The following is a 16,689-nucleotide window of genomic DNA, read 5'->3' on the forward strand; positions in this document are numbered from 1 at the left end:
GACTTCCATTAGAAGTCAGACGGCCAGTCAACCTGAATACGCTTCTCTTCCCGATTAATCTCAGTGATATATTCACTTTGAATAAACGGAATAAGACGCTCAGACTTTCCAAACGCATCATTGCTATTTGCTTTTACCACCAATACATCATTCGATGCGGTTGGCATTATCTGTTCAACCACCCCCATGTCATAGCCTTGAAGGTTCACCACTTGCAAACCAATTAGGTCGTGCCAGTAGAACTCATCATCAGCTAATTCAGGCAGCTCATCTGCAGTAATGCAGATATCCGCTCCGGTCAGGCGCGCAGCTTGATCACGGTCGGACACACCTTCCAGTCGAGCAATCAGTCCCTTATTGTGGCGACGCCACTCAGCGACTTCGATAGTTTGCTCACCTTTTTGTTTGAGCAGCCAAGGGCTGTATTCAAATATTGATTCAGGATCTTCCGTGAATGATTGCACTTTCAGCCAACCTTTGACGCCATATACCGCACCTAAGCGACCTATAACGATGTGTTCTGACTGAGGCATCATTAACTATCCTGAACAATTAATGCTTACGCCGCAGCGCTTGCATCTTTAACTAATTTAGCAACGCGCTCAGATAATTGTGCGCCTTTGCCTACCCAGTGCTCAATGCGATCAACATCAACACGAAGTTTCTCTTCCTGACCACGAGCCAGTGGGTTAAAAAATCCTACTTTCTCGATGAAACGACCGTCGCGTGAACGGCGACTGTCAGCAACTACCATTTGGTAGAAGGGGCGCTTTTTCGCACCGCCACGTTGTAAACGAATGGTTACCATTGCGTTCCTCAATATAACTGTTGTTTAAATGTAAAAAATAGCAAAGCCCTCCGACTGAGTCGGAAGGCTCGGCAATTCTACTGATTTTTCGTTGAAATGCAAGCTTGACGCGCTTTTTCCTAACGGCCTGGAAACATTCCCGGAGGGAGTTTACCGCCCATACCACGCATCATTTTTTGAAGGCCGCCGCCTTTCATTTTTTTCATCATTTTTTGCATCTGCATAAACTGCTTCAGCAACTTGTTCACGTCCTGCACCTGTGTGCCTGAACCCGTTGCTATGCGGCGTTTACGAGAGCCTTTTATGACATCGGGGTGACGTCTTTCCTGTGGGGTCATTGAATTAATAATCGCTTCCATACGAAGCGTCATTTTATCATCCATTTGACCTTTAATTTGATCGGTCATTTTACCCATGCCGGGCATTTTATCCATGAGCCCCATCATGCCGCCCATCTCACGCATTTGCACAAGCTGGTCCCGAAAGTCTTCCAGTGAAAACTGGCCTTTTTTCATAACTTTCTTGGCGACTTTCTCAGCTTTCTCCTTGTCGACCTTCTGTTCGACTTCTTCGATGAGCGACAGCACATCGCCCATACCAAGAATACGTGACGCAACCCGATCGGGATGGAAAGCCTCCAGGGCATCCGTTTTTTCACCGACACCAAGAAACTTAATAGGCTTGCCAGTAATATGGCGAATCGATAATGCAGCACCACCACGGGCGTCACCATCGGTTTTCGTTAAAATAACACCGGTTAACGGCAATGCATCACTAAACGCCTTTGCCGTGTTCGCCGCGTCCTGACCGGTCATCGCATCAACGACAAACAGCGTTTCAATAGGCTTAATGCTTGAGTGAAGCTGCTGAATCTCCGCCATCATGTCTTCATCGACCGCTAAACGACCTGCCGTATCGACTAGAACCACATCGACAAACTGTTTACGCGCAGCCGCTATGGCCGCATTGGCGATATCAACCGGCTTTTGTTCGGTAGACGACGGGAAAAAATCGACTCCCACCTGTTCTGCAATGGTTTCCAACTGTTTAATGGCCGCCGGACGATACACGTCGGCACTAACCACCATGACTTTCTTTTTCTCGCGCTCGGTCAAAAACTTGGCGAGCTTACCCACACTGGTCGTTTTACCCGCACCCTGCAAGCCTGCCATTAGTATCACAGCCGGTGGTTGTGTATTCAGTTGCAAAGGAGCGTTGCCTTCGCCCATCGCCGCTTCTAATTCTGACTGGACGATTTTGACGAACACCTGACCCGGTGTCAGGCTTTTATTGACCTCAGTACCAACCGCTCGTTCTTTAACCTTTGCGATAAAATCTTTTACAACCGGTAACGCAACGTCAGCCTCAAGCAGCGCCATACGCACTTCGCGTAACGTTTCCTTTATATTATCTTCTGTCAGCCGACCTCGGCCACCGATAGAACGCATCGTCTGCGATAGGCGTTCTGATAAATTTTCAAACATATCGGTCGTCTCTTTTAATTTCGGAATTCTGGCGTACAAAGTGAATGGGGGCAGTATATCCGAATTGCAAGAAAGTTTCGCCCCCCAAAGTATTGGGTTTAACCGTTTGACAACGTATACTCAACATCAAGAACAACAAACATCAGGGAAACTGAGCGCGTGATGCTCTTTATATTGCTGCTAATCAGTGTCGTCGGCTATTCGGCTAGTGCTTTCATCATTTTGCAAACCGTATTTAACGGTAAAGAGCATAAGCCAGCGTCACAGATTATTCCCGCAGGGATCGCTATCATTGCGCATGGCTGGCTTATTGTTCAGCAGCTTGCTGTTGATGACTTTGACCATATTAACCTATCGTCCAGCCTGAGCATGGTCGCCCTGTTTGTCACCGTAACCTCGTTCATTCGCTTCCAGCGTTTTAGTAACCTGTTTCTTAAGCCCATTATTTATCTGTTTTCAGCGTTAACCTGTGTGTTACTGGTATTTACTCCCGTTCATCTGGGGGCAGACATTAGCTCAAAACATGCGTTATTTATTCATATTGCACTGTCGCTAATTGCTTACGGCATTCTTGCGCTGGCCACGCTATACGCAATACAAACCAGCTACTTAAGCCGTATTTTAAAACAGCGTAAGAGTCACTCGCTACTCAATAAGCTTCCGCCACTAATGACCATAGAAAGAAACTTTTTTAATTTATTGGCACTTGGCACCGTTGCGCTGTTTGTTGCCTTGGGCAGTGGTTTTTTATTTTTAGAAGATATGTTTGCCCAGAATCAAGCACATAAGACCATATTAACCAGCCTGGCAGCCGTCATTTACTTAATTGCGCTTGTTTTACATAGAGTTTCCGGCCTACGTGGGCGGCTCATTGTTCTATTGACGTTGACGGCTAGCACGTTACTCACGCTTGGGTATTTTGGAAGTCGTTTTGTGAAAGACTTCTTAATAGGCTAAACAACCCTTGACTTCATCGCTCAGCACTCTAAATTGTCACATTCTAAGTTAACGTAAGGAAATAACCGTTGGACGAGATATCGACGAGCCTGTTGCTCGTTATTTTAGCCGTACTGATATTTTTATCCGCTTACTTTTCAGGCTCTGAAACCGGGATGATGTCGATAAACCGGTATCGCCTAAGACATCTGGTGCAAAGTAATCACCGCGGAGCCAAGCGCGTCCAGCATTTATTAGACCGTCCCGACAGGCTCATTGGTCTTATTCTTATTGGCAACAATTTGGTCAACATTGGTGCCTCAGCGATAGCTACTATTATCTGTTTGCGCTGGTTTGGTGACGCCGGTATTGTCGTCGCTACTTTCGGCCTGACTCTTATCATCCTCATATTCTCAGAAGTAACCCCTAAAACGATTGCCGCGCTGCACCCAGAAGAGATCTCTTTTCCAAGTTCATTAATTTTGCTGCCCTTGCTTAAGGTCATGTACCCGGTGGTCATTGGCGTTAATGCAATAACCAACTCATTCATGAGGCTCCTGGGAGTCAACCCAAAACAGTCTGGTATGGCTGATGCACTGAGTACCGAAGAGCTTCGGACAGTGGTTAATGAAGCGGGAAATTTAATACCCACCTCTCACCAGGAGATGTTGGTCAGCATACTTGACTTAGAAAAGGTAACCGTAGAAGACGTGATGGTGCCACGTAATGAAATTATCGGCATAGACATTAATGATGAGTGGAAGTCTATCGTCAAGCAATTGTCCAATGGGCAACACACCAGGGTATTGCTTTACCGTAACGAAATAGACGACGCCGTAGGTTTCCTGCACGCTCGCGATGTCATGCGGCTAATGACGAAAAACCAGTTTAATGCAGACAAGTCTATATTAGTGCGCGCCGCACGGGATATTTACTTTATTCCAGAAGGCACGCCACTCAATGTCCAGCTATTAAAATTTCAGCGCAGTAAAGAGCGCATAGGGCTAGTCGTTGATGAATACGGCGATATTCAAGGCTTAGTAACACTGGAAGATATCCTGGAAGAAATTGTCGGTGACTTCACTACTACGATGGCACCGGCCCCAAGCGAGTCGGTGACTCAAGAAAGCGATGGTGTTTACGTAGTAGACGGGTCAGCAAACCTTCGCGAACTGAATAAAGAAATGGAGTGGGACTTCCCGACGGATGGTCCGAAAACACTCAGTGGTCTTATCATCGAACAGTTTGGTGATATACCAGACTCACGCTTATGCCTGCGCCTTGGCGGCTATCCGGTAGAGCTGGTTGAAGTCGGTGACACCATGATTAAACAAGCTCGGGTTTTGCCTGAACTCTACAAGGCACCGACAGAAACCCAAAATGACTAACCAAAGAAAAGGCGCCACAACCAACCTTTTTGCAAGTCTTCTTCGCAAGTCTTGAGCTGCGTCGCATACGTTAATGAGCGGCGCTTAACAATTTTTGATACGCGAACCAACCAAGGCTTTTTCAAATAACTTTTGCGTTGATAGCCGCCCCACCCCTCATGATAATTCAGGTATTGTCCGTAAGCGTCCCACTTTGAAACACCATTGACTTGGTACGTTTTATAGATAAACCAACCCATAAAGTCGATAGCATCTTCAAATGAAGAGCGACTTGCCCAACTGTTGCCTGTTTCACGCTGATAGTCTTCCCAAGTCATAGTTTTTGCTTGCGAATACCCGTAAGCGGAACTGACCCGCCCCCACGGAATAAAACCTAATAAATAATCTCTAGGCGGCAGCGCATCATGCTTAAAAGAGCTTTCCTGATACATCATAGCCATAGGAACATGAATAGGAACGCCCCAACGTTCACGTGCATCTTCGGCAGCGTCATACCAATCGCGATGCTCTTCAAAAATAGCACAAATGTTCTCTGGGTTTTCAGGGGGTGGGGTTGCACAACCACTTAACAGAACAGCAAAAGCCGCAGCTGAAAAGGTGATTCGGTTAACTGGCTTAAAAAAATGTATTTTCATTGAACTTTCTTCAAATAGGTTACTCTGAATATATGAACACATTGAGAGTTAACGTATTTGTTCATCCCCTGAACGTTTTATTTGACGCAGCCAACATTGGCTGCGTTTTTTTATGTGTCATATAAAAAAGCTAACGCCCCGGCTGCTTCGCACTTTCAAAATAATTCATTAAAAAGGTGTCAAAGTCGACCTTATTGTCTTGTTCATACCGATCATTGAATGCTTTTTCTGAACTCTGGGCCCATTCACTAAAATCAGCCTGACTGTATAACTCAAGACCCGAACTTATCATTTGCTGACGATATCGCTTCGCTAAAAGCATTCCTATGCGGCTGTTGTCCCAGTTTTCAGACTGTAGCTGATGCATAATTTGCCCGGAAAGTGTTCGCTCCGGGTTCAAAACCCATTCGTACAAGTCCGCCAAATCATTCTGATAGTCCTTCGAATGACTCGAGTTGTCCAGCGTTTTTGCCAACAGCGAAAAATCGGCAAACAGCTCTTCAAGCCAGTCAGCCATTAGTCTGTCGATACCGTTATGCGCCAGACTTAAGCGTGGGTTACGGCCTTGCATAACCACTTTGGTAAAATTCTTATCCGCTTGTTGTTGCTGCTCCCAAGTCATCTCGTCACTTGGCTGCAACAAACAGTGCAACAATAACAAATCGAGGAAGCGCATTTGTTGAGCGGTAATCCCCACGTCGCTAAATGGATTCACATCCAGCGCTCTTATTTCAATGTACTCAACCCCACCGCGTTCTAAAGCTTGACTTGGCGTTTCGCCATCCCGGGCAATCTGCTTAGGCCGAATTGGCGAGTAAAACTCATTTTCTATCTGCAAAATATTGTCGTTTAATTGACGGTATTCGTCGTCAACTTTTACACCTATTTTCGAAAACTGCTGAGACTGAGTAGTTATTGCTTTACGCAAACCTTCTACGTACTCCCCCAAAGAGTTATAGGTAATTTTTAACGTCGCCTGCTCTTTATTGGTATAGCCCAAATCACTCATGCGCAAAGACGTACCATAAGGCAAAAACACCGTTCCTTTACCAACAGTGTCAAAGTCCCACTTTTTCAACAGCTCTTCATTATTGGTCTGGGTGAAAAACGACTTACACAATGCCGGTGATGCGCCAAACAAATAGGGAATAACCCAGGCAATTCGTTTGAAGTTACGAATTAAACCGAAATATCTTTTACTGCGATAATCACTGTCATTCACCTCGCCGTCAATTTGCGCGAGCTGCTCCCACATCTCATCGGATACTGAGAAGTTATAATGAACCCCCGCAATGACTTGCATGGTCGCTCCGTAGCGGTAAGTTAATCCTCGACGATATAAACTTTTCATTCGCCCGGAGTGAGAGTCTCCATATTTAGCAATACGGATGTCTTTGTCGGAGCCCAGATAGCACGGCATACTCATTGGCCATAACAACTCTTCTCCGATAGCATTATAAGTAACCCGATGAATATCACGTAATTGCTTTAACGTAGTATCAATATTCGTTGCTACTGGCGTAATAAATTCCAGAAGGTTCTCAGAATAGTCTGTTGTGATGGTTGGGTGAGTCAAGGTACGACCTAACTTACCAGGGTGATCGGTTGTTGCGAGTGTGCCATTTTCATTAATACGCAAGGCTTCGCGCTCGATACCACGTTTTATTCCCTGCCAAACATTCGGCTTATCACTTTGCTTAAGCGTTTCTACAACTGATTGAAATGTGGCTTGCAAGAGACTACTCCACTGACAAAAACGGATTATTTTCTGCTGCTAAGCTTACTGGTAAATACTTTAAACGTCCATGATAGAGGTCGTAATTTTCCTGATATTGCTTGGCGATTCACCATCAACATGGCAGACTAACGCACGTATACAACCCTCTTTCGGTTATGGATTACCATGAGCTCATTCTGGACGTTTTTACAGCTGATTTTCGTTGTTCTGCAAGTATCAAGCCTTGTGCTTTACGCGCTGCTGCCTTCCCCCTGGAGCGACACCGTTCTGGTCGCAATGATAACGTTCAGCTTAATTATTGGCATTGCTATTTGGTGGTGGTCACGCCGTAACGCGTTAACCGCTCCTTTCCGGCAGCCGTTTTTGTCATCTGACTCAATGCAGCTTTTTGAACAAGTTTTTAATGACTTGCCGACTCGGGTTTACTGGCGCGATTCTGAGCTAAATTTACTCGGCGGCAACGAGGCTTTTGCTAAGGACTTAGGTCTTGCGCCAGAGGCTATTACCGGGAAGTCCGATAGTGATATTCCAATACTCGCCAATAACTTAATTCTCCGGAAGAAAGACCAGACGACATTTGAAGAACAACAACCCTCAACCAACGAAGAGTTGGAGTTAACCCTCGCTCAGGGGAGTCGCTGGGTTGAGCACTCCAGTGTACCGCTGCACGATGACGACGGTAACATCATTGGTATTTTAGGCAGCTACTACGACATCTCCGGCATTAAATCAGTTGCCGAGGAAATGGAAAAGGCCAAAGAAACCGCAGAAAATGCTAACCGCTCTAAAGGCGAGTTTCTTGCTAACATGAGTCATGAAATTCGCACACCGATTAATGCCATTGTCGGTATGGCTAACTTGTGCCTTAAAACGGAGTTGAATCAGAAGCAGAAACGCTACATCAAAGTCATCGACTCGTCCTCGCAAGCGTTGTTAGGTGTGATTAATGACATCCTCGACTTTTCAAAAATTGATGCCGGTAAACTGACCGTTGAAGAAATACCGTTTGATTTGCAAGACGTACTGACGTCGTTAGCCGACATGTTTGCCTATCGCGCCTACGACAAAGATCTCGAGTTCATTATTAATTTACCGGCCAATATTCCCACCAAACTCATTGGTGACCCGCTGCGCTTAAACCAGGTACTTGTGAATCTCATTAGCAACGCCATAAAGTTCACCGAAGACGGTGAGATCAATGTTGCGGTTAACTTGCTCGACAGCTCAGACAGCGACGTTCTGCTGCGTATTTCAGTCACCGATACCGGTATTGGCATGGACGAAGAACAACGAGCCAATTTATTTAAAGAGTTTACTCAGGCCGATACCTCAACCACACGCAAGTATGGTGGCACCGGGCTTGGTCTTGCGATATCCCGTAGACTCATTCTCTTGATGGGAGGTGATATCGGTGTGACGAGTGCAGTTGAACAAGGATCGACTTTCTATATCGAGATACAACTGCCGGTGCAGCGCGAGCAAGACAACAGCCACCACGAATATCTGCTGAAGCACTTAACTGATAAACGAATTTTGGCGGTTGATGACAATTTAAGTACTCGCGAAATGCTTTATGAAATGCTGCGCAGTTATAAAGTTGACGTCAAGGTGTGCCGTACTGCCGAGCAAGCGCTTAAAGTCTTCGAAGAATCCGTTCAGGAAGGCAACCCATACGAGTTACTACTCGTTGACTGGCGATTGCCGGGTATGGACGGTTTGCAATTGTGCGAGAAAATAACTCAAACTTACGATGCCGATATACGTCCTAAGCTAACGTTAGCTACCGGCTATTACGCTGAAGAATTGTCGGAAAAAGCCAAACGTGCTGGTGTAAACGATATTTTATCGAAGCCATTTACTGCATCGACACTTGGACGCAGTTTAACCTCGACACTGCTGCACCGAGATATTGACGAAGAAATCAGTCCGGAATCATCAAGTAGTATTCCTGATAATCTGATTGGCGCGCCCGTATTGGTTGTGGAAGACAACGAAATTAACCAACAGGTAGCACGTGAGATACTCAACAGTCATAAGTTTCAGGTTGATATCGCAGAGAACGGTCAGCTTGCTGTAGAGGCGGTGCGCAAAAAAAATTACGCCATCGTACTTATGGATATTCAGATGCCAGTGATGGATGGACTTAAAGCTGCACAACAGATTCGAACTGAGTTCACATACAAACAACTGCCCATTCTGGCCATGACAGCCAATGCAATGAGCGGCGATGAAGAGCGTTCGCTGGCGGCGGGTATGCAAGGCCATATACCTAAACCCATTGACGAAAAAGTGCTACTGAAAGCAATTTCAAAATGGGCAGTTCCCGGTGACTATTCGGATGAGAACGCCAACAATACTGGAGCTGTAGATGAGCAGCCGGAACCCACCGCAAATACACCAATAAAAATACCACAAGTCAAAGGGATTGATTTTGAGTCTGCCCTCGCTCGACTACAATACAATGTTGAATTGTATTTAAAACTGGTAGAGCAGCTTTACGAGAGCTATCAAGGTAGTGCGACCAAGGTGTCAGACTTTATCACGCGCGGCCAACATGACAGCGCCAAACGTTATTTTCACTCATTGAAAGGTGCAGCAGCTAACTTAGGCTTTACGCAGCTTAAAAATAAAGCCGCTGATTTAGAGTCTTTTATGGCGGAAGGTGAAATTGATAAAGTCGCTGACCAAATAACCGAGCTTGAAAAACGCTTGCGTTTCGCACACCAGGCAGCACAAGATCTGGAAACTATTCAGCAGCATCAATCTTAAGGTTAATTATGATACGTTACTTTTTTCTAATACCCCTGCTGCTAAGTCTGCTTTGGTTGCTATACCTTAAAACCAATGGCTGGACTATTAAGCAAGGCTACAAAGGATTTGTCTATATTGCCGTTATAAGCGCAGTCATCGCCGCTTTTTACACGGCGATGATGTTTATTACAGGGCGTTAGTCATTAGAGGAGTAGCCGGACTAAACCAGCGCAAGCAGTATACCGGCAGCCACAGCTGACCCCAGCACACCGGCCACATTAGGCCCCATAGCGTGCATTAACAGGAAGTTCTGTTGATTCGAATCCAGCCCCACCTTATTCACAACACGCGCTGCCATGGGAACCGCAGAAACACCTGCCGCCCCAATAAGCGGATTGATAGGATCTTTACTAAACTTCGCCATTAACTTCGCCATAAGCACTCCACTTGCCGTACCTATCGCAAAAGCAATTGCACCAAGTAATAAAATACCCAATGTCTGGAAGCTTAGAAACTGATCCGCCTGAAGCTTTGAGCCTACCGCTAAACCTAAGAAGATAGTCACGATGTTAATCAGCTCATTCTGGGTTGTCTTGGTCAGCCGTTCAACAACTCCAGATTCACGCATTAAGTTACCTAAACAGAACATGCCAACCAACGGCGTTGCCGACGGTAGAAATAATAATGTTAAGGTTATTGCTATAAGCGGGAAAAACAGCTTTTCACGGCGTGCGACGGGTCGTAACTGCTCCATTTTAACCTGGCGCTCTTCTTCAGTAGTAAGCAGCTTCATAATTGGTGGCTGAATAATCGGCACCAACGCCATGTAAGAGTATGCTGCGACCGCAATGGCACCTAATAAATCCGGAGCTAATTTTGACGCCAGAAATATTGCAGTGGGTCCATCAGCACCACCGATAATTGAAATAGCAGCCGCATCTGACATTGAAAACTCAATGCCCGGAACAATGTTCAAAGCAATGGCTCCAAATAATGTTGCGAAAATACCAAACTGAGCAGCGCCGCCCAGAAACAGCATCTTAGGGTTTGCCAACAACGGACCAAAATCTGTTAATGCTCCGACCCCCATAAAAATCAGCAATGGAAACACGCCAGTGTCGATACCAACCGAATAGACGTAATACAACACTCCGCCCGGCTCGGTGAACCCAGCCAGCGGAATGTTGGCCAGTATTGCGCCAAAGCCGATTGGCAATAGCAGTAACGGCTCAAATTTTTTCGATATCGCTAAGTACAACAATAACCCGCCGACCAATATCATGCTGAACTGGCCCAGCGTCATTGCGGAAATACCGGTGGTTTCCCACAAAGTCATTAACTTATCCATGTTAACCCACCGTTACTAAGCTATCGCCAACTGTTACCGCATCGCCTTCTTTTACATGAATCGCGTTCACGGTACCGTCATTTTCCGCTTTAATATCGGTTTCCATTTTCATTGCTTCCATGACCAGAACGACATCTCCGGCTTTAACCTGACTGCCTTCCTTTGCGACGACTTTGAAAATATTCCCCGCTAATGGGGCTTTAATCGTTGTTCCTTCACCACCGCTTGCACCACCATTTTGGGATGTCGGTGCTGACTGTTTGTTACCTGAACTTTGCGCTTCTACTGAGTCAACCTGACCAGAAGGACCCACTTTTACACTGAACTTCTGACCGTCGACTTCCACATCATAAAGCTCGACACTGCCACTTGATTGTGCCGGAGCGGGCTGTGCCTGATCTCCTTCAGACGAACCTTCACCTGGCTCTTCCGGGGCTGGCTCAAAAGCATCCGGGTTATCGCGGTCTTTCAGGAATTTAAGACCGATTTGTGGGAACAGCGCGTAGGTCAATACGTCGTCTTCAACATTATCGGCCAAACGAATGTCCTGCTCTTTTGCTGTTTTCTTCAGCTCTTCAGTCAGTGCGTCCATTTCATCATCAATTAAGTCAGCCGGACGACAGGTAATAGGGTTATCACCATCTAACACACGTTTTTGCAGCTCTTTATTCACCTCTGCCGCTGTAGCACCGTACTCACCTTTGAGAACCGCTGCAGTTTCTTTTGAAATGTTGGCATAACGCTCACCGCTTAATACGTTAAGTACCGCTTGCGTTCCCACAATTTGAGAAGTTGGTGTCACCAGTGGAATAAAACCAAGATCTTCACGGACTTTAGGTATCTCTTCTAATACCTCATCAAACTTATCAATCGCACCCTGTTCTTTCAGCTGGTTTTCCATATTAGTCAGCATGCCGCCAGGCACCTGGGCCAGCAGAATTCTAGCATCCACGCCTTTCAGTGAACCTTCAAACTTAGCGTATTTTTTTCGCACATCGCGGAAGTAAGACGCAATCTCCGCTAAATCGGGTAGTGACAAGCCTGTATCTCTATCCGTGCCTTCCGTCATCGCCACCAATGTTTCCGTTGGTGAGTGACCATAGGTCATGCTCATCGACGAAATAGCGGTATCGAGCATATCAATACCCGCATCAATGGCCTTCTGGTAAGTCGCCACACTCAAACCAGTCGTGGCATGACATTGCATAGAAATCGGTAAGTCAGTCTTTTCTTTCAACGCACTGACTAAATCGTAAGCATCGTTCGGTCGCAACAAGCCGGCCATGTCTTTAATGAATAACGAGTCACAGCCCAAGTCTTCAAGCTCTTGTGCCATCTCAACCCACTTATCCAGAGTATGCACAGGACTTACGGTGTAAGCCAAGGTACCCTGAGCATGTCCTTCAACATCCTTCGCTGCTTTTATCGCCGTTTTTAAGTTCCGAACGTCGTTCATTGCATCAAAAATACGGAATACATCCACACCATTATCTTTCGCCCGCTCGACAAAGCGACGCACGACGTCATCCGCATAGTGGCGGTAGCCTAATAAATTCTGCCCTCGTAGCAGCATTTGTTGGCGTGTGTTTGGCATTGCCTTACTGAGCTCTCTAATACGTTCCCACGGATCTTCGCCTAAGTACCGAATACAAGAGTCAAAGGTTGCTCCGCCCCAAGACTCCATTGACCAATAACCGACTTTATCCAGCTTTTCCGCTATCGGTAACATGTCGTCTAAGCGCATTCTGGTCGCTAATAAAGACTGGTGAGCATCTCTTAAAACAAGCTCAGTTAACAGCAAAGGCTTACTCATTTAGACATCTCCTTGTTTTCTGCGGCCGAATGGCGCTGACGATATTGATGTACGGCAGCTGATACTGCTGCAACCAATGTCGGTGACTTCCCTGCGGAAGCGTCAGAGCGAGGTTGATTCGGTGTCTGTGGTGCTAACGAAGGCGTCGGTATCAACCATTTCATGACGGCCATACAGACAACTAATATGCATAAAAAGACAATGACAGCACCCATACCAACGAGCATGAGCTGAGCTGCTTGGGTAAGTAGTTCTTGCAAAAGACACCTCGAAACGACTGCAAATTGTTATAAATTTATTAAATACTATGGTAGCAAGTCGCGCAAGAATTTGCAGTGCGAAATAATCGGTATTCAAGAGCTAAATAAGCGAAATAGCAAAAGAAATAAGAAAGTAGACTATAAGGGAAAGTAAAGGAAATGGCGCGCCCGAGAGGAGTCGAACCTCTAACCGCCTGGTTCGTAGCCAGGTACTCTATCCAGTTGAGCTACGGGCGCATTGCCTGAAGTGTTTTTTGTGAAAATGGCGCGCCCGAGAGGAGTCGAACCTCTAACCGCCTGGTTCGTAGCCAGGTACTCTATCCAGTTGAGCTACGGGCGCTAATTTTCACTTAACGAATGGCGGAGAGGGAGGGATTCGAACCCTCGATAGGGCTACAAACCCTATACTCCCTTAGCAGGGGAGCGCCTTCAGCCACTCGGCCACCTCTCCAAATCGTTGTGGCGTGAATTCTAGCGATGTTGGCAATAATGTCAATTGGTTTTTTAAAAACAATGGTTCAAGTGTGGGATAATTGACCATCTCGTTGGATTTTTCCACAAATTAGGAAGAAAGTATAAAAAAACCGGCAAAAGCCGGTTTTTTCTAATTATTCTTTCTCGTCATGTTCATCGTCTTTTTCAGACTGAATGCGCATGTAAATTTCTTCTCGATGGACGGAAACATCCTTCGGGGCATTTACACCAATACGTACTTGGTTCCCTTTTACGCCAAGGACAGTGACCGAAACATCATCACCTATCATTAGTGTCTCACCTACACGGCGTGTCAAAATTAGCATAATTGCTCCTTCAATACTGTCCCGATGTTACCGCAACAATCGAACGTTTCCCTAAATTGATGTAAGCAGTCTACCAATAATGATAGCGATTACACTATAACGAAACTCATAACTCCAAGTTACGATAAATGCTGCTCTAACCAAGTTGTTGCCGTAGCTAAGGCTTCATTTAAATGTTCAGGCAGTGATCCTCCAGCTTGCGCCATATCGGGTCGACCACCACCCTTGCCACCAACCACATTAGCGGCTTGATTGACTAAATCCCCTGCTTTGACTTTAGCCGTTAAATCACCAGTTACCCCAGCAATCAAACTCACTTTTGAGCCATTCGCAGTTCCTAGTAATACGACACCAGAACCAATTTGGTTCTTCAGGTCATCAACTAATTCACGCAGTGATTTAGGGTCTGCTTGATCAAGTTCAGCAATAATCGCTTTGACACCACCAACTTCAACGGCTTGCGAAACCAAACCGCCTCCAGCCTGCGAGGCGAGCTTCTTCTGCAATTGATCATTCTGACGCTCTAATTCACGTTGTTTTTGCAGTAACTGCTGAACTTTCTCAATTAAATTGTCTGGTTTGGCTTTAACTTCTCCAGCAACTTGGTTCAGTAACGCCTGCTGTCCTTGAGTATAACGCACCGCAGCTTCGCCGGTTACCACTTCAATACGACGAACGCCGGACGCTATGCCGCTTTCTGAAATAATACGGAACAGACCGATATCACCAGTAGAACGGACGTGCGTACCGCCACACAACTCCATTGAGAAGTCGCCCATACGCACTACACGAACCTGCTCATCGTATTTTTCACCAAACAAAGCCATTGCGCCAGCGGCTTTTGCTTCTTCAATGTCCATTAACTGAGTTTCAAGCGACAAGTTAGCGCGGATTTGCGCATTCACCTCACGCTCAATTTGAGCAATTTGCTCTGCTGAAACCGGCTCAAAGTGCGAAAAGTCAAAGCGCATTTTATCCGCTTCAACCAGAGAACCCTTTTGAGTAACATGATCCCCTAACAAGTTTCGCAGTGCGGCATGCACTAAGTGTGTCGCCGAGTGATTCCGCTTAATATTTTCACGGCGCTCAGCATCAATTTCAGCTTTTACCGAATCATTGAGTTGAATGGTCGATAACGCTTTACCATGGTGCCCAATCGCTTTGCCAATATACTGCGTATCAGTCACTTCAAACACACCACCATTCGCAACCAATTTACCGGTATCGCCTGTTTGGCCGCCGCTTTCTGCATAAAACGGTGTTTCTGACAGCACAATAATACCGCTTTCTCCTGCTTCTAAGCTCTTAACAGGTTTTCCTTCTTTGAACAATTCAACGACCTTAGAATCGCCATCTATTTGTTCGTAGCCTGTGAACGCTGTTTTATGCTCGGACTTAATTTGCTCATTATAGTCCATGCCGAACTGAGAAGCTTGCTGTGCTCTTTGTCTTTGTTCTGCCATGGCGTTTTCAAAACCTGCTTCATCAACGGTTAGCTCTTGCTCACGCGCAATGTCAGCGGTTAAGTCAACCGGGAAGCCATAAGTGTCGTAAAGCTTAAAGACCACGTCACCCGGAATAACTCTGCCATCAAGCTGTCTGATCTCATCAGACAGTATTGCCAGACCACGCTCAAGCGTGCGGGCAAACTGCTGCTCTTCACGCTCCAATGCATCTTTAATAACTGCCTGCTTTTCTACCAGTTCCGGATACGCGTCACCCATCTGGTTAACAAGCTCATCAACCAGCTGGAAGAAAAACGTTGCTTTCGCACCAAGTAAGTGACCGTGTCGCACTGCACGGCGAATAATACGGCGCAAGACATAGCCTCGTCCTTCATTTGAAGGCATCACGCCGTCAGCGATTAAGAACGAACATGAACGAATATGGTCCGCAATAACACGCAGTGATTTATTATCTAAATCGTCCGTACCAATAATTTTCGCTGCTGATTGAATAAGGGCCTGAAACAGATCAATTTCGTAGTTACTATGAACATTCTGCATAATGGCAGAAATACGCTCCAACCCCATTCCTGTATCGATTGATGGGTTTGGCAAAGACTCAAGCGTGCCATCTGCCTGACGGTTATATTGCATGAAAACCAGGTTCCAAATTTCAATGTAGCGGTCACCGTCTTCTTCCGGCGTACCCGGAGGACCGCCCCAAACATCCGGGCCATGGTCGTAAAATACTTCCGAGCATGGTCCACAAGGGCCAGTGTCACCCATCGACCAGAAATTATCTTCCTCACCAATGCGAGAGATGCGATCTTCCGGTACACCAATATCTTTTGCCCAGATATCGTAAGCTTCATCGTCTTCTGTAAAAACAGTCACCCACAGCTTTTCAGCCGGTAGTTTCAACTCACTGGTGAGAAAGTCCCACGCGTACTCAATCGCTTGCTTTTTAAAGTAGTCGCCAAAGCTAAAGTTACCCATCATCTCAAAAAAAGTGTGATGACGTGCGGTATAACCGACGTTTTCCAGGTCATTATGTTTACCGCCGGCACGCAGACAACGTTGTGCCGAAGTTGCTTTGTCGTAACGACGCTTATCGGTTCCCAAAAATACATCTTTAAACGGCACCATACCCGCATTAGTAAATAATAACGTTGGGTCATTGCCCGGTATCATTGATGCCGAAGGCACTCTTTCGTGTCCTCGCTTCGCAAAATAACTGAGAAATGTTTCACGAATTTGGGCACTGTTCATGCTCATAGTTTGTC

General features: G+C 46.1%; 13 protein-coding genes and 3 tRNA genes. 3 read left to right on the forward strand and 13 right to left on the reverse strand.

Going from position 1 to position 16,689, the window contains the following annotated elements:
- Positions 1 to 8 precede the first annotated feature (8 nt).
- From rimM to ffh, 3 genes are all read right to left on the reverse strand, one after another.
- A complete protein-coding gene (rimM, locus tag EST55_RS09925) occupies positions 9 to 533 on the reverse strand; it encodes a ribosome maturation factor RimM (RefSeq protein ID WP_129497449.1) in 525 nt (174 codons plus the stop codon).
- A gap of 26 nt (positions 534 to 559) precedes the next feature.
- On the reverse strand, positions 560 to 808 hold the full coding sequence (gene rpsP / locus EST55_RS09930) for a 30S ribosomal protein S16 (RefSeq protein WP_126751656.1): 249 nt from the start codon (positions 806 to 808) through the stop codon (positions 560 to 562).
- A gap of 119 nt (positions 809 to 927) precedes the next feature.
- Complete coding sequence (gene ffh / locus EST55_RS09935) at positions 928 to 2,292, reverse strand: signal recognition particle protein (protein ID WP_088767833.1); 1,365 nt, start codon at positions 2,290 to 2,292, stop codon at positions 928 to 930.
- Positions 2,293 to 2,454: 162 nt separating this feature from the next.
- On the opposite strand from ffh, the gene ccsA reads away from it, so the two are divergent.
- Together ccsA and EST55_RS09945 are read left to right on the forward strand one after the other, a co-directional pair.
- The gene (ccsA, locus tag EST55_RS09940) at positions 2,455 to 3,249 is read left to right on the forward strand and encodes a cytochrome c biogenesis protein CcsA (protein ID WP_129497450.1); all 795 of its coding nucleotides are present in this window, start codon (positions 2,455 to 2,457) and stop codon (positions 3,247 to 3,249) included.
- 68 nt (positions 3,250 to 3,317) lie between these two features.
- The gene (locus tag EST55_RS09945) at positions 3,318 to 4,616 is read left to right on the forward strand and encodes an HlyC/CorC family transporter (protein WP_100691784.1); all 1,299 of its coding nucleotides are present in this window, start codon (positions 3,318 to 3,320) and stop codon (positions 4,614 to 4,616) included.
- Here the strand turns inward: EST55_RS09945 and EST55_RS09950 are convergent.
- Together EST55_RS09950 and gshA are read right to left on the reverse strand one after the other, a co-directional pair.
- On the reverse strand, positions 4,613 to 5,251 hold the full coding sequence (locus EST55_RS09950) for a hypothetical protein (protein ID WP_100691783.1): 639 nt from the start codon (positions 5,249 to 5,251) through the stop codon (positions 4,613 to 4,615). The genes EST55_RS09945 and EST55_RS09950 overlap by 4 nt on opposite strands.
- A gap of 130 nt (positions 5,252 to 5,381) precedes the next feature.
- Positions 5,382 to 6,986 (reverse strand): glutamate--cysteine ligase, encoded by a 1,605-nt coding sequence (gshA, locus tag EST55_RS09955; protein WP_100691782.1) that lies wholly within the window; start codon positions 6,984 to 6,986, stop codon positions 5,382 to 5,384.
- A gap of 168 nt (positions 6,987 to 7,154) precedes the next feature.
- On the opposite strand from gshA, the gene EST55_RS09960 reads away from it, so the two are divergent.
- Positions 7,155 to 9,758, forward strand: coding sequence for a response regulator (locus EST55_RS09960; RefSeq protein WP_129497345.1), 2,604 nt, complete (start codon positions 7,155 to 7,157; stop codon positions 9,756 to 9,758).
- Positions 9,759 to 9,960: 202 nt separating this feature from the next.
- On the opposite strand, the gene EST55_RS09965 is transcribed toward EST55_RS09960, so the two are convergent.
- From EST55_RS09965 to alaS, 8 genes are all read right to left on the reverse strand, one after another.
- A complete protein-coding gene (locus EST55_RS09965; RefSeq protein WP_088767828.1) occupies positions 9,961 to 11,088 on the reverse strand; it encodes a sodium ion-translocating decarboxylase subunit beta in 1,128 nt (375 codons plus the stop codon).
- Between the two features lies 1 nt (position 11,089).
- Complete coding sequence (gene oadA, locus EST55_RS09970; protein WP_129497346.1) at positions 11,090 to 12,901, reverse strand: sodium-extruding oxaloacetate decarboxylase subunit alpha; 1,812 nt, start codon at positions 12,899 to 12,901, stop codon at positions 11,090 to 11,092.
- Positions 12,898 to 13,161: an OadG family transporter subunit gene (locus tag EST55_RS09975; protein ID WP_100691779.1), complete on the reverse strand. Its 264-nt coding sequence runs from the start codon at positions 13,159 to 13,161 to the stop codon at positions 12,898 to 12,900. The genes oadA and EST55_RS09975 overlap by 4 nt, the downstream gene beginning before the upstream one ends.
- Positions 13,162 to 13,321: 160 nt before the next feature.
- Positions 13,322 to 13,398 (reverse strand) — tRNA-Arg (locus tag EST55_RS09980).
- Between the two features lie 26 nt (positions 13,399 to 13,424).
- A tRNA-Arg gene (locus EST55_RS09985) sits at positions 13,425 to 13,501 on the reverse strand.
- An 18-nt stretch (positions 13,502 to 13,519) separates the two neighbouring features.
- A tRNA-Ser gene (locus tag EST55_RS09990) sits at positions 13,520 to 13,612 on the reverse strand.
- 157 nt (positions 13,613 to 13,769) lie between these two features.
- Entirely contained in the window at positions 13,770 to 13,961 is a 192-nt protein-coding gene (csrA, locus tag EST55_RS09995) for a carbon storage regulator CsrA (RefSeq protein ID WP_053952511.1), read from the reverse strand.
- Between the two features lie 119 nt (positions 13,962 to 14,080).
- Positions 14,081 to 16,681 (reverse strand): alanine--tRNA ligase, encoded by a 2,601-nt coding sequence (gene alaS / locus EST55_RS10000; protein WP_129497347.1) that lies wholly within the window; start codon positions 16,679 to 16,681, stop codon positions 14,081 to 14,083.
- Between the last annotated feature and the right edge of the window lie 8 nt (positions 16,682 to 16,689).

The organism is Idiomarina sp. 29L (assembly GCF_004123135.1).
Lineage (GTDB): Bacteria > Pseudomonadota > Gammaproteobacteria > Enterobacterales > Alteromonadaceae > Idiomarina.